The following is a 13,249-nucleotide window of genomic DNA, read 5'->3' on the forward strand; positions in this document are numbered from 1 at the left end:
ACCGCAAAGGGGCGACGCGGCACCTGACTAGCGTGCCGCGACCTCAGCCCACCTGCGCCGACTGAATTTCAGCCGTACCCGCAGGCGCCGATGCTGATCCGCCGCCAGCGCATCGCCGACAACACATTGACTCTCGCCCAACCAGCGCCCAGGCCTTGCGAACCGCAATACCACCAGGCCCGGCAGCGCCACGCTGTCGCGACACAGACGCACCGCCTGCCAGCCCCCGGCACGGCTGAAAAGCTGCCAGCCGCAAGCATCCCGGCGCAGGCCAGTGACGGCTTGAGCATGGGTCAGCAGTATGCGTCGGGGGATCACCCAGCAGGCATGGGCCAGACAAGCGACGGAGGCAGGAAGGGAAAGCCACCAGGGCAGCGCACTCAGCCACAAGGCAAGCAACGCCAGCACCTGGCAGATCAGGTAGGCCGTCAGCAGCAGGCGCGAGCCCTGCCAACGGCACTCGAAACACTCACTTGGGCTGGACACGGTCCAGAATGATGCGGACCATGCGCTGCAGCTCCGGGTCTTCGGACTCGGTGCGCTCCATGAACCAGCCGAACATGTCCTGATCCTCACAGCTCAACAGGCGAACGTAGAGTTCGCGATCGGCTTCGCTCAGGGTCGGGTAGACCTCCTGGGTGAAAGGCACCAGCAGTACGTCGAGTTCCAGCATGCCGCGGCGGCTGTGCCAGAAAAGCCGGTTGAGTTCAGTTTGTTCGACCATGGGGCCCTCCTCAAATGGGCGGCCAGTATACAGCCAGGCGCACGAAGCGGCACGAGGCGTTGGTCTAGTCACCTACCTATTTTGTTACTGGCGTTCTATGATGGCCGCCAGTCTTTAGCCACCGCGATCCCCCATGGCCGATTCCGCTTTCTACAGCCCCCTGTCCCACGAGGGCATCCTCGCCGTCCGCGGCTCCGACGCCGGCAAGTTCCTGCAGGGCCAGTTGACCTGCAACATCAACTACCTCAGCCCCGAGCACGCAAGCCTTGGCGCCCGCTGCATGGTCAAGGGGCGCATGCAGTCGAGCTTCCGCATCCTGCCCGAAGGCAACGGCTACCTGCTGGCCATGGCCAGCGAACTGCTCGAGGCGCAGCTGGCCGACCTGAAAAAATACGCCGTGTTTTCCAAAGCCACGCTCAGCGACGAAAGCGCCGCCTGGGCGCGTTTCGGCCTGCAGGGCGGTGATGCGGCGCTGCGGACTCTGGGTTTGAAGGTGCCGACCAGCGCCGGCGCCACCGAACGCCATGAAGGCCTGATCGCCGTGGCCGTCTCCGAAGGTCGCGTGGAACTTTGGGTACCGGCGGACGCCGCCGCCAGCGTGCGTGAACAACTGGCAAGCGCATTGCCGCAAGGGCCTCTCAACGACTGGCTGCTGGGGCAGATCCGTGCTGGCATCGGCCAGGTCATGGGCCCGACCCGTGAGCTGTTCATCCCGCAAATGATCAATTTGCAGGCGGTCGATGGCGTGAGTTTCAAGAAGGGCTGCTACACCGGCCAGGAAATCGTCGCCCGCATGCAGTACTTGGGCAAGCTCAAGCGACGTCAGTACCGCTTGCTGCTGGACCAGCAGGATATTCCTGCCCCGGGTGCGCAAATCTTCTCGCCGACCCATGGTTCATCGGTCGGGGAAGTGGTCATCGCGGCCAGCACGGGTCAGGGCTGCGAGCTGCTTGCGGTACTCAGTGCCGAGGCCGTGGAAGACGACAACCTGCACCTGGGCAGCCTGCAAGGCCCACGCCTGCAGGTCTCGAGCCTGCCTTACGAACTGGATCGCGACCGGGAAATCCAGCGCTGACCAGCCCGCCACCCCTGCTGTAGAGAAGTACATGAACAAGCTGGCCGAGATGGTTCAAGCACAGTTGCTGGCTGCCATCGCCAACGATGACCTGGTTCTGCCGACCCTTCCGGAAGTTGCCCTGAGCATCCGCGAGGCTGCCGAGGACACGGAAATCAGCGTTGCTGCGCTGAGCAAGGTGATTGGCCGCGATGCTGCCCTCTCCGCCCGCCTGATCAAGGTGGTGAACAGCCCGCTGCTGCGGGCGGCGATCGAGGTCACCGACCTGCACACGGCCATCACCCGCCTGGGTATCAACTACAGCTGCAACCTGGCCATCGGCCTGGTGATCGAGCAGATCTTTCATGCACGCTCATCGGCAGTTGAGCAAAAATTGAGGGATATCTGGGCAAACAGCCTCGAAGTCGCGGGCATCAGCTACGAAATCTGCCGCCGCTTTACCCACCTCAAGCCTGACCAGGCCACCCTCGGCGGCCTGGTCAACCAGATCGGCGCGCTGCCGGTGCTGATCTACGCCGAAGAGCACAACGAACTGCTCTCCGACCCGGTATGCCTGCACTACGTGATCGAGCAGATCCAGCCTGTGCTGGGCGACAAGATACTTTCGTCATGGGAGTTCCCCGAGCAACTGGTCAACTTGCCAAGCCAGGTTCAAGACCTGGACCGGCGCACCGACAAAGTGGACTACATCGACGTGGTGCAGATTGCCCGCTGCCTCAGCCAGCGCGGACGCAGCCGGCCGCTGGCGGCGTTGCCGGCCTATCGGCACCTGGGGTTGCCGTTTGGCACGGAACTGGAGATTGGCGAACTGCTGGAAGCGCGGAGCATGCTGCGCTAGCCAGCGTCTTGCCCGCCAAAGGTTCTGCACAGGCAAGCCATCAGTCAGCGATAAAACTCACTCGCACTTTCAACCCGCCATTCTCGCCGTCATGCAGACTGATCTGCGCCAGGTGCGCGCGACAGATCTCACCCACAATCGCCAACCCCAAGCCAGTTCCCTGGGCACTGCGGCGATAGAAGCGCTCGAATACCCGCTCGCGCTCATCCTCGGGGATACCCGGGCCATCATCTTCGACCTCCAGTACCGCTGGCGCCAGAACCCGCAAGATCACATTACCGCCCGCCGGGGTATGTGCCAGCGCGTTGTCCACCAGGTTGCTGAGCAACTCGTTGAGCAGCGTCGGCTCCCCCTTGAGCCACACCGGCGCCGCGGCCTCCAGCGCCAGGGCCACGCCCCGTTTATGCGCCAGCGGTGCCATCGCCATGCCCAGCTCGCGTGCCAGCTGACTCAGGTCCAGGCGCTGAGCGCCACCTTCGGCGATTGCCCGAGCGCCATTTTCCACCCGTGCCAACGATAAAAGCTGGTTGGCCAGATGGGTCAGCCTGTCAGTGCCTTGGGCGGCAGACTCCAGCGTCTGGTGCCACTGTTCGGGCTGCTTCGAGCGCAAGCCCAACTCGACCCGCGCCTTGAGCGCTGCCAATGGCGTGCGCAGTTCGTGGGCGGCCTCGGCAATGAACTGCGCCTGGCGCTCGAACTGCCCTCGCAAGCGTTCGGTGAAGTGATTCAAGGCACGCACCAGCGGGTCAAGCTCACGCTGCACCTGCACCCGCGGCAGCGCGCGCAGGTCATCCGGCTGGCGCTCTTCCACGGCTTTGCGCAGACGCTCCAGCGGGCGCAGCGCCGCACTCACGGCGAACCAGACCATCCCCAATGCCCCCAGCGCCAGCATGCCCAGGCGCAGCAGGGTATCGGCCATCAGCCCGCGCGCCATCCTCACCCGCGCCTCCTCCGTCTCGGCCACACGGATTTCAGCCATGCCGTTCATGTTTGGCTCGCTGACCGCCTTGAGCAGACTGACCACACGCACGTCCTGCCCGAGGTAGGTGGCGTTGTAGAAGCGCGCCAGCGCCGGGTAATCGTCGGTACGCGGTGTGCCCGGCGGGGGTGGCGGCAGGTTCTCGTAGCCCGAGATCAGTTTCTGGTTGATGTCCAGCACCTGGTAGTAAATGCGCCCGGCGCTGTCGTAGGCAAACGTGTCCAGCGCCACGTAGGGCACGTCCGCACTGAGCGTGCCGTCGCGCTGGGACAGGCCGGCAGCGATGGTCCGCGCCGATGCCAGCAAAGTACGGTCGTAGGCGGTATCGGCAGCCTCGCGGCCATTCCAGTAGGCGCTCAGGCCGCTGGCCAGCATCAGCACTACCAGCAACAGCGCCAGGTTGCCCAGCAAGCGCCCGCGCAGGCTGCCATTGTCACGCATCGCGGTGCTCGAGCAGGTAGCCGAGGCCACGGAACGTGACAATGGCCACCGACTGGCCGTCGAGCTTCTTGCGCAGGCGGTGGATGTAGATTTCGATGGCGTCGGGGCTGGCCTCTTCGTCCAGGCCGAAGACCTGGGCGGCCAATTGCTCCTTGCTCATCACCCGGCCGGGGCGTGCGATCAGCGCCTCAAGTACGCTCTGCTCACGGGAGGTCAGGGTCAGGTTGTCCTCGCCCAGGGCGAACCGCCGGGTATCAAGGTCATACACCAGCGGGCCGCAGCGCTGCTGGCGCTCGCCGCCGAGCACGCTGCGGCGCAGCAGGGCCTTGACCCGTGCTTCCAGTTCGGTCAGCTCGAAGGGCTTGGCCAGGTAATCGTCGGCGCCCAGGTTCAGGCCATGCACCCGGTCCTTCACATCGCTGCGCGCCGTCAGCATCAGCACCGGCAGGGTCTTGCCGCGCCCGCGCAGGCGGGCCAGCACCTCAAAGCCGTCCATGCGCGGCAGGCCCACATCGAGCACGGCAACGGCGTACTCCTCGCTGGCCAGAGCCAGATCGGCGGCCACGCCGTCATGCAGCACATCCACGGTCAAACCATGGCTCTTCAGGGCCTGGGCCACGCTTTCGGCCAGTTGTACGTGGTCTTCGACCAGCAGCACACGCATCGGATTCTCCCTGCTCGGGTGGGGCGGTGGCGCGGAGTGTACCGCTGTCGCCCGGTCTGTGAAGCCCCTTGTAACAAACCTTTCAGGCTGAAAGGTTAGCGAAAGGTTCGTTACCTAGCATCGCACCACGGTCGCCCCACGCGCCGAAATAAAGCACCAGCAAGGTGCAACGAATAAGAACAATAACGGAGTCATCCCCGATGCTGTCATCGCAGCCGCAGGCGTTCGCGCCTACCCGTTCCCCATCCGCACGCCCATACGCCTATGCCTGCGCCCTTGCGCTTGCCGGCGTCGCCCCGATGAGCCAGGCCGCCTTCTTCGAAGACAGCACGGCAACCTTCGAAACCCGCAACATGTACTTCAACCGCGACTTCCGCGACGGCACCAGTGCACAGCAATCCAAGCGCGAAGAGTGGGCCCAGGGCCTGATGCTCAACTTCGAATCCGGCTACACCGACGGCCCCGTGGGCTTTGGCCTGGACGCCCTGGGCATGCTCGGCATCAAGCTCGACTCAAGCCCCGACCGCGCAGGCTCCGGCCTGTTGCCGACCCACGATGATGGCAAGGCCGCCGATGAGTACTCCAAGCTCGGCCTGACCGGCAAAGTGAAAGTGTCCGAGACCGAACTGAAAATCGGTTCACTGATCCCCGAACTGCCGACCCTGCAGCCCAACGACGGGCGCATCCTGCCGCAGACCTTCGAGGGCGGCCTGGTCACCTCGAAAGAAATCCAGAACCTCACCTTCACCGGCGGGCGCCTGGAAAAGGTCAAGGATCGCAACGACACCAACTGGGAAGACCTGACCCTGAACAACAAGAACGGTCGCTTCGGCGGCACGTTCGCGGCAGACAACCTCGACCTGGCGGGCGTCGACTACCAATTCACCGATCGCATCACCGGCAGCTACCACTTCGGCCAGCTCGACGACATCTACCGCCAGCACTTCCTCGGCATGGTCGCCACCCAGCCTTGGGGCCCGGGCACCTTCGGTGCAGACCTGCGCCTGGCAGTGAGCGATGATCAGGGCCAGGCCAAGGCCGGCAACATCGACAACACCACCGTCAACGGCATGTTCAGCTATGCCTTGGGCGGGCACAAGGTGAGCGCCGCCTACCAGCACCTGTCAGGTGACAGCGCCTTCCCTTATGTCGATGGTGCCAACCCGTACCTGGTCAACTTCGTGCAGATCAACGACTTCGCCGGCGCCGACGAGCGCTCCTGGCAAGTGCGCTACGACTACAACTTCGCAGCGCTGGGCGTCCCTGGCCTGACCTTCATGACCCGCTACATCAACGGCGACAACGTCAGCCGCGCCGATGGCAGCGAGGGCAAGGAGTGGGAGCGCAATACCGAGTTCAAGTACGTGGTACAAAGCGGCCCGTTGAAAAACGTCGCCGTGCGCCTGCGCAACGCCACCTTCCGTTCGAATTTCGCCCGCGATGCCGACGAAGTGCGGCTGCTGGTGAGCTACAGCGTCGCCCTGTGGTAACCCATAACAACAACGCTCACGGAGATAGACGATGACCTTTTCACTGCGCCGCCTCGCCCTGGCTACCGGCTGCCTGCTGCTGGCCGGCAATGCCCTCGCCGCCGAACCCAAACGCCCCGAATGCATCGCCCCGGCCTCGCCCGGCGGCGGTTTCGACCTGACCTGCAAACTGGTGCAAAGCGCCCTTGTGCAGGAAAAGATCCTCAGCAAACCAATGCGCGTCACCTACATGCCAGGCGGTGTCGGCGCAGTGGCCTACAACGCCGTGGTAGCGCAGCGCCCGGGCGATGCCGGCACGCTGGTGGCGTGGTCCAGCGGCTCCTTGCTCAATCTGGCCCAGGGCAAGTTCGGCCGCTTCGACGAAAATGCCGTGAAATGGCTGGCGGCGGTCGGCACCAGCTACGGCGCCATTGCCGTGAAAAGCGATTCGCCCTACAAGACCCTCGATGACCTGGTCGCGGCGCTGAAGAAAGACCCGAGCAAGGTGGTGATCGGCTCCGGTGGCACCGTCGGCAGCCAGGACTGGATGCAGACTGCTCTTATCGCCAAGGCCGCCGGCATCAACCCCCGCGACCTGCGCTATGTGGCCCTGGAAGGGGGCGGTGAAATCGCCACCGCGCTGCTAGGTGGCCACATCCAGGTCGGCTCCACCGACATCTCCGACTCCATGCCACACATCCAGAGCGGCAACATGCGCATCCTTGCGGTGTTCTCGGAAAACCGCCTGGACGAGCCGGAGATGAAAGACATCCCCACCGCCAAGGAGCAGGGTTACGACATCGTCTGGCCGGTGGTGCGCGGTTTCTACCTTGGGCCGAAAGTGAGCGATGAAGAGTACGCCTGGTGGAAGGACTCCTTCGACAAGATGCTCGCCTCTGAAGACTTCGCCAAGCTGCGTGACCAGCGCGAGCTGTTCCCGTTCGCCATGACAGGTGACGAACTGGACACCTATGTGAAGAAGCAAGTGGCGGACTACAAGGCACTGGCCAAGGAATTCGGCCTGGTTCAGTAAGCCTGGGTGCATGTACTGGCCCCATCGCCGGCTTGCCGGCGAATAGGCCTTTACGGCCACTGCAACCTCAATGAGGATTCCCAATGATCCTGCAACGCATCTTCGCCCTGGCTTTGCTGGCGCTGTGCGCCGTCCTGGCCGTGATGGCCTGGCCCTACCAGGCGGCCTTTTCCTACGAACCGGTCGGCCCACGTGCCTACCCGCTGTTGATGCTTGGGCTGATGAGCCTAGGCCTGCTCTATCTCGCCATACGCCCCACGCCCATCGTGCACAAGGACGACGAGCCTGCGCTGGACCGCGCAACCCTGACCAAGATTGCCGCCTGCGTCGGCCTGCTGCTGCTCTTCGCCAGCACCTTTGAAGCCTTGGGCTTCATCCTCAGCGCCATCTTGGTTGGCATCCCTATGGCCCGCTTGTACGGCGGCCGCTGGTTACGCAGCACCCTGGTGGTGGTGGGCATGAGCCTGTTCCTCTACTGGCTGTTCGACCGCGTGATGGATGTGCCCCTGCCCCTCGGCCTGCTGAGCGTACTGGAGAACTGACAGATGGATACCTTGAGCTACCTGGGCCAGGGCTTCGGCGTCGCCCTGAGCCCCTACAACCTGGTTACCGCCCTTTCGGGCACCCTCATCGGCACCGTGGTCGGCCTGCTGCCGGGGCTGGGCCCGATCAACGGCGTGGCGCTGCTGATACCGATCGCCTTCGCCCTTGGCCTGCCCCCAGAGTCGGCACTGATCCTGTTGGCAGCGGTGTACCTGGGCTGCGAATACGGCGGGCGGATCAGCTCGATCCTGCTGAATATCCCGGGCGAGGCCTCGACCGTGATGACCACCCTCGACGGCTACCCGATGGCCCGCAACGGCCTGGCTGGCGTTGCCCTGTCGCTGTCGGCGTGGAGTTCGTTCATTGGCGCACTCATCGCCACCTGCGGCATGGTGCTGTTCGCCCCGCTGCTGGCGAAATGGGCGATTGCCTTCGGGCCGGCGGAGTACTTCGTGCTGATGGTGTTCGCAATCGTTGCTTTGGGCGGCATGGCCGGGGACAAACCGCTGAAGACCTTCATCGCCGCACTGATCGGCCTGTTCCTGTCAGCGGTCGGTATCGACGCCAACAGCGGCGTATACCGCTTCACCGGTGATAGCGTGCATCTGGCCGACGGTATCCAGTTCGTTGTGCTGGTGCTGGGCCTGTTCTCGATCAGCGAAATCCTGCTGCTGCTGGAGAAGACTCATCATGGGCATCAAGCGGTCAAGGCCACAGGGCGCATGCTGTTCAACTTCAAGGAAGCGGCCTCGGTGTTCGTCGTCAACATCCGCTGCGGCCTGCTTGGGTTCATCATGGGCGTGCTGCCAGGTGCGGGAGCGACCTTGGCCAGCGCCGTGGCCTACATGAGCGAGAAGCGCATCGCTGGGGAAAGCGGCAAGTTCGGCAAGGGCGATGCCCGTGGCCTGGCTGCCCCGGAAACAGCCATCGGCGCATCCTGCTGCGGCGCGCTGGTACCGATGCTGACCTTGGGTGTTCCCGGGTCGGGCACCACGGCGGTGATGATCGGTGCACTGACCCTGTACAACATCACCCCCGGCCCCCTGCTGTTCGAACAGCAACCTGACATTGTCTGGGGGCTGATCGCTTCGCTGTTCGTCGCCAACATCATGCTGGTGATCCTGAACATCCCGATGATCCGCATCTTCACCCGCATCCTCGCCGTGCCGAACTGGGCGCTGGTGCCGGTAATCGCGATCATCACCGCGATCGGTGTATACGCGGTGCACGCCACCACCTTCGACCTGTTCCTGATGGTCGGCATCGGCATCATGGGCTACATCCTGCGCAAGCTGGACTTCCCGCTGTCGCCTATCCTGCTCGGCTTCATCCTGGGCGGCCTGATGGAGCAGAACCTGCGCCGTGCGCTGTCGATTTCCAATGGCGAGCTGGGCATTCTGTGGTCGAGCTCGATCAGCATGGGCATCTGGGTACTGGTGGTGTGCATGCTCTGCCTGCCGCTGCTGCGTATCTGGCGCAAACGTAGCCTGCAGCGTCGGGCGATGGCCGATGCCTGATCGGTCGTTGCCGCTGTACTGGGCGACAGGGCTGGTCGGCCTGGCGGGCGGGTATCTCGCCAGCCAGGTCGGCTGGCCCTTGCCCTGGATGGTCGGCTCATTGCTGGCGATCATCCTGGTGCGCTGCCTGACGCCCTGGCAGCTTTCGGAAATCCCCAATGGCCGCAAGTGCGGCCAATGCATCATCGGCCTGGGTATTGGCCTGCACTTCACCCCAGCGGTGATCGAGCAGGTCGCCAGCCATTTCGTGCTGATCTTCTTTGCCGCACTGCTGACCACCGTTTCCAGCGTGGTTGGCGTGTGGCTGCTGCGGCGTACCGGCGAAGACCGTGCCACGGCATTTTTTGCCAGCATGCCCGGTGGTTCCGGTGAGATGGTCAACCTCGGCGCGCGTAACGGCGCGGTGCTCAGCCAGGTGGCGGCGGCGCAAAGCCTGCGTGTGCTGGTGGTGGTGCTGTGCGTACCGGCGCTGTTCAAGTTCCTGATCGGTGACGGTGTACCGCTCAATCATGCCGGCAGCGTGAGCTGGGGCTGGCTGGCGCTGATCGCACCGCTGGGTGTAGCGGTCGGTTTCGCCTGGCAGCGCTTGCGCCAGCCTAACCCCTGGCTGTTCGGGCCACTGCTGGTGGCCGCCACGCTAAGCCTGGCGGGCAACTTGCAGATCGCCCTGCCCGACGGTGCCAGCCAGATCGGCCAATGGCTGATCGGGAGTGGCCTGGCCTGCCACTTCAATCGCGCATTCTTCCGCCGTGCTCCATCGTTCTTGCTGCGCACGTTGCTCGCCACGGCGCTGTGCATGCTGATCGCGGGCACTGCCGCCTGGGGGTTGAGCGTGATGACTGCGCTGGATCTGCGCTCGCTGACGCTGGGCATGATGCCGGGCGGCATTGCCGAGATGAGCCTGACCGCAGAGACATTGCAGCTGTCGGTGCCGTTGGTGACGGCGTTGCAGGTGATGCGCTTGCTGTTCGTGCTGTTTCTGGCCGAACCGCTGTTCAGATGCTGGGTGAAAGGCCAGCACTGAAAGCTTTGCAGGTGATCGCCGGCAAGCCGGCCACTGAGCACCGGCTCGCCCCTTAAAGCGGCGGTAACGCCCAGTTGATCGGCGCCAGGCCACGCTGTTCGAGGAAGCCGTTGGTCCGGCTGAAATGCCCACAACCCAAGAACCCGCGGTACGCAGACAGTGGCGACGGGTGCACCGATTTGAGCACCAGGTGCTTGGTGCCATCGATCAGTTTCTGCTTGCTCTGGGCATGCGCGCCCCACAGCAGGAACACCACATTCGGGCACTGCTCGCTGACCACCTGGATGATCCGGTCGGTAAAGAATTCCCAGCCTTTCTTGGCATGCGAAGCGGCATTGGCGCGTTCGACGGTCATGGTCGTGTTGAGCAGCAGCACTCCCTGCTCGGCCCAGCTCTGCAGGTAACCATGGCTGGCGATGGGAATGTTCAGGTCGCGCTGCAGCTCCTTGTAGATGTTGACCAGCGACGGCGGCGTCGGCACACCCGGCTGCACCGAGAAGCACAGGCCGTGTGCCTGGCCCGGGCCGTGATACGGATCCTGGCCGAGAATGACGACTTTCACCTGCTCAAGCGGGGTGGAGTTGAGCGCATTGAAGATCATCGGGCCTGGCGGGTAGATTTCCTTGCCGGCGGCGTGCTCCTGGCGCAGAAACTCACGCAGCTGGTGCATGTAGGGCTGATCGAACTCGGCACGCAGGGCGTTTTTCCAGCCGGGTTCAAGTTTGATGCGATCGTCGTCAGTCATGAGGCCATCCGTAAACAATGGCGCGACACTAGGTAAGCCATCCCCCCTTGTCAATCGGTCTGACCTATGGCCTGCATGATCGCCCAGGCAGGCCATACTTGAGCGATGACTTGAACGAGGTAGTCCATGGCCATTCATTGCGAGGTACTCACCGGCGCCGATGGCGCCCGCATCGGCATTGCCACACTGGATGCGCCCAAGGCGCTCAATGCCCTGAACCTGCCGATGATCGAAGTGCTCGGCGAATACCTGCAAGACTGGGCCCGCGACCCGGGCGTTGTCTGTGTATTGCTGCGTGGCAACGGCGCCAAGGCATTCTGCGCCGGCGGCGATGTACGGGCTCTGGCCCAGGCCTGCCGCGACCACCCCGGCAGCGTGCCACCGCTGGCTGCCACGTTCTTTGCCGCCGAATACCGCCTCGACTATCTCCTGCACACCTACCCCAAGCCGGTGCTGTGCTGGGGCCACGGCCATGTGCTGGGGGGCGGCATGGGGCTGTTGCAGGGGGCGGGGATACGCATAGTCACGCCTAGCAGCCGCCTGGCAATGCCAGAAATCAGCATTGGCCTCTACCCCGACGTGGGCGCCAGCTGGTTTCTTGCGCGCCTGCCGGGCAAGCTCGGGCTGTTTCTGGGGCTCACCGGCGCCCCCATCAATGCCCGGGACGCCATCGACCTGGGCCTGGCGGACCGATTCTTTGGCGAGCATCAACAGGAAGGGCTTATCGAAGAATTGTTGCAACTGAACTGGCAAGAGCAGACCGACCTGCAGCTGAACAGCCTGCTCAAGGCCGAACAGCACCGCGCCTATGCCGAACTGCCGGAGGCGCAATGGCTGCCCCGGCGCCAGGTGATCGATGCGCTGCTCGATGTTGCCGACCCGGCGGCCGCGTGGCGTGCACTGGAGGGGCTCAAGCAGCATAACGACCCATTGTTGGCTGATGCAGGCCAACGCCTGCAGGAGGGCTGCCCGCTCACGGCGCACCTGGTCTGGGAACAGATCCGTCGGGCCCGACACCTGTCATTGGCCCAGGTATTCCAGATGGAATACAGCATGAGCCTCAATTGCTGCCGTCACCCCGAATTCAGCGAAGGCGTGCGCGCCCGCCTGCTGGACAAGGACAACCACCCACGCTGGCACTGGCCGGATGTTGCGCAAGTGCCGGCGGCCGTGGTCGAAGCCCATTTTGTGAAGGTATGGGAGGGGCGCCACCCGTTGGCCGATCTTGCCTGACCTGGGCCGTTCCGCGCGCCCCCGTCAACCTTCACCGTCGCCAGTTGCGATCACCACTGCGCCCACCACCGGGACGGCGGTCACCATCACCCCGTCCATTGGAGTGCCAACGGTCGTTCTGGTACCGCCGGCTGTCGTTGCGGTAATCATGCCGGTCACGATCACGGCCGTAGTCATAACGCTGGCGGTTGCCGTAGTCGTGACGCGGGTTGCCATGCCACTGCTTCATCCCCGGCTGCGGGTGCGGACGGTATTGCGGCACGGGCGCAGGCCGGTAGTAACGCGGTGCCGGCGGGTAGTAATAGCGCGGTTGGGGGGCTACGTAATAGCGGTCATGGCGGTAATAACCCGGCGAGGCATACCGGTCAGCGGTGTAGTAATCCGTACGATAATAACGGCCTCCCTCGTGGTAAGGCACGCAGGCGGTTGTCATCAGGCCCAACAGGGCGATCAACAGAATTCGATAGGACATGGCGGCCTCCTGGACCGCTGGGGTGCCCGTACAGCGGCGCTGCCGAGCGTCGAAGCCAAAGCGAACATCGACAATGATTGAGACATTGTCGCCATCGTGCAGTGCCATTTGCGCAATAATTTGAAATAGCTTGGATACCCCAATAAACCTGCAGTCTTTTTCCGGCCATATCACTAGAATGAGCACCTCGACGATGCAAGCAGGCCGGCCGCAACCGTGCCTGCATTGAACACCCCGGACTAGTGTATGAATGACAGCCAGCACTGCCCTGCCTGCGGCGCCCTCAACCAATGCACCCTGGCCGACCCGCGCACCGCGCCAGCAGCCTGCTGGTGCTACGCCGTGAACATCGACCCCGCAGTTCTGAAGGCCCTGCCAACCGAGCTGCGCGACAAAGCCTGCCTCTGCCCGCGCTGCGCCGCAGGGGCAGGTCTGCCCGAGAACGCGCCCGCCCAGGTCGAGGCAGAAAAGCGCTAGACTGCGCGCCACTCC

Annotated in this window: 15 protein-coding genes; 9 read left to right on the forward strand and 6 right to left on the reverse strand. The window is 63.9% G+C overall.

Annotation, left to right across the window (positions count from 1 at the left end; translation table 11 throughout):
* Positions 1-27: 27 nt before the first annotated feature.
* A complete protein-coding gene (locus ACMGGN_RS16910; RefSeq protein ID WP_046784945.1) occupies positions 28-486 on the reverse strand; it encodes a protein YgfX in 459 nt (152 codons plus the stop codon).
* Positions 470-724 (reverse strand): succinate dehydrogenase assembly factor 2, encoded by a 255-nt coding sequence (locus ACMGGN_RS16915; RefSeq protein ID WP_008094993.1) that lies wholly within the window; start codon positions 722-724, stop codon positions 470-472. Before ACMGGN_RS16915 ends, ACMGGN_RS16910 begins: the two co-directional genes overlap by 17 nt.
* A gap of 133 nt (positions 725-857) precedes the next feature.
* Between ACMGGN_RS16915 and ACMGGN_RS16920 the strand changes: the two genes are divergently transcribed.
* Both ACMGGN_RS16920 and ACMGGN_RS16925 read left to right on the forward strand, forming a co-directional pair.
* A complete protein-coding gene (locus ACMGGN_RS16920) occupies positions 858-1,799 on the forward strand; it encodes a YgfZ/GcvT domain-containing protein (protein WP_414156142.1) in 942 nt (313 codons plus the stop codon).
* 31 nt (positions 1,800-1,830) lie between these two features.
* Positions 1,831-2,637, forward strand: coding sequence for an HDOD domain-containing protein (locus ACMGGN_RS16925; RefSeq protein ID WP_046784943.1), 807 nt, complete (start codon positions 1,831-1,833; stop codon positions 2,635-2,637).
* Between the two features lie 40 nt (positions 2,638-2,677).
* On the opposite strand, the gene ACMGGN_RS16930 is transcribed toward ACMGGN_RS16925, so the two are convergent.
* Both ACMGGN_RS16930 and ACMGGN_RS16935 read right to left on the reverse strand, forming a co-directional pair.
* Complete coding sequence (locus ACMGGN_RS16930) at positions 2,678-4,057, reverse strand: sensor histidine kinase (RefSeq protein ID WP_046784942.1); 1,380 nt, start codon at positions 4,055-4,057, stop codon at positions 2,678-2,680.
* Entirely contained in the window at positions 4,050-4,721 is a 672-nt protein-coding gene (locus ACMGGN_RS16935; RefSeq protein WP_012312981.1) for a response regulator, read from the reverse strand. Before ACMGGN_RS16935 ends, ACMGGN_RS16930 begins: the two co-directional genes overlap by 8 nt.
* Positions 4,722-4,921: 200 nt before the next feature.
* Between ACMGGN_RS16935 and ACMGGN_RS16940 the strand changes: the two genes are divergently transcribed.
* From ACMGGN_RS16940 to ACMGGN_RS16960, 5 genes are all read left to right on the forward strand, one after another.
* Complete coding sequence (locus ACMGGN_RS16940) at positions 4,922-6,211, forward strand: OprD family porin (protein ID WP_161872334.1); 1,290 nt, start codon at positions 4,922-4,924, stop codon at positions 6,209-6,211.
* 31 nt (positions 6,212-6,242) lie between these two features.
* Entirely contained in the window at positions 6,243-7,223 is a 981-nt protein-coding gene (locus tag ACMGGN_RS16945) for a Bug family tripartite tricarboxylate transporter substrate binding protein (protein ID WP_115273691.1), read from the forward strand.
* A gap of 83 nt (positions 7,224-7,306) precedes the next feature.
* Positions 7,307-7,765, forward strand: a complete 459-nt coding sequence (locus tag ACMGGN_RS16950; protein ID WP_115273690.1) for a tripartite tricarboxylate transporter TctB family protein — start codon at positions 7,307-7,309, stop codon at positions 7,763-7,765.
* Between the two features lie 3 nt (positions 7,766-7,768).
* Complete coding sequence (locus ACMGGN_RS16955) at positions 7,769-9,283, forward strand: tripartite tricarboxylate transporter permease (RefSeq protein ID WP_115273689.1); 1,515 nt, start codon at positions 7,769-7,771, stop codon at positions 9,281-9,283.
* Positions 9,276-10,307: an AbrB family transcriptional regulator gene (locus tag ACMGGN_RS16960; protein ID WP_115273688.1), complete on the forward strand. Its 1,032-nt coding sequence runs from the start codon at positions 9,276-9,278 to the stop codon at positions 10,305-10,307. Before ACMGGN_RS16955 ends, ACMGGN_RS16960 begins: the two co-directional genes overlap by 8 nt.
* A 52-nt stretch (positions 10,308-10,359) precedes the next feature.
* Here ACMGGN_RS16960 and ung read toward each other — a convergent pair whose 3' ends face one another.
* Positions 10,360-11,052 (reverse strand): uracil-DNA glycosylase, encoded by a 693-nt coding sequence (ung, locus tag ACMGGN_RS16965; protein ID WP_115273687.1) that lies wholly within the window; start codon positions 11,050-11,052, stop codon positions 10,360-10,362.
* Positions 11,053-11,178: 126 nt separating this feature from the next.
* On the opposite strand from ung, the gene ACMGGN_RS16970 reads away from it, so the two are divergent.
* Entirely contained in the window at positions 11,179-12,285 is a 1,107-nt protein-coding gene (locus tag ACMGGN_RS16970) for an enoyl-CoA hydratase/isomerase family protein (RefSeq protein ID WP_115273686.1), read from the forward strand.
* 31 nt (positions 12,286-12,316) lie between these two features.
* Here ACMGGN_RS16970 and ACMGGN_RS16975 read toward each other — a convergent pair whose 3' ends face one another.
* Positions 12,317-12,757 carry a hypothetical protein gene (locus tag ACMGGN_RS16975; RefSeq protein ID WP_125924245.1) on the reverse strand — a complete coding sequence of 147 codons (441 nt, stop codon included), beginning with the start codon at positions 12,755-12,757 and terminating at the stop codon, positions 12,317-12,319.
* A gap of 246 nt (positions 12,758-13,003) precedes the next feature.
* Between ACMGGN_RS16975 and ACMGGN_RS16980 the strand changes: the two genes are divergently transcribed.
* On the forward strand, positions 13,004-13,234 hold the full coding sequence (locus ACMGGN_RS16980; protein WP_174142062.1) for a cysteine-rich CWC family protein: 231 nt from the start codon (positions 13,004-13,006) through the stop codon (positions 13,232-13,234).
* Positions 13,235-13,249 lie beyond the last annotated feature (15 nt).

The organism is Pseudomonas sp. BNK-30 (genome assembly GCF_047456185.1).
Taxonomy (GTDB): Bacteria; Pseudomonadota; Gammaproteobacteria; order Pseudomonadales; family Pseudomonadaceae; genus Aquipseudomonas; species Aquipseudomonas putida_E.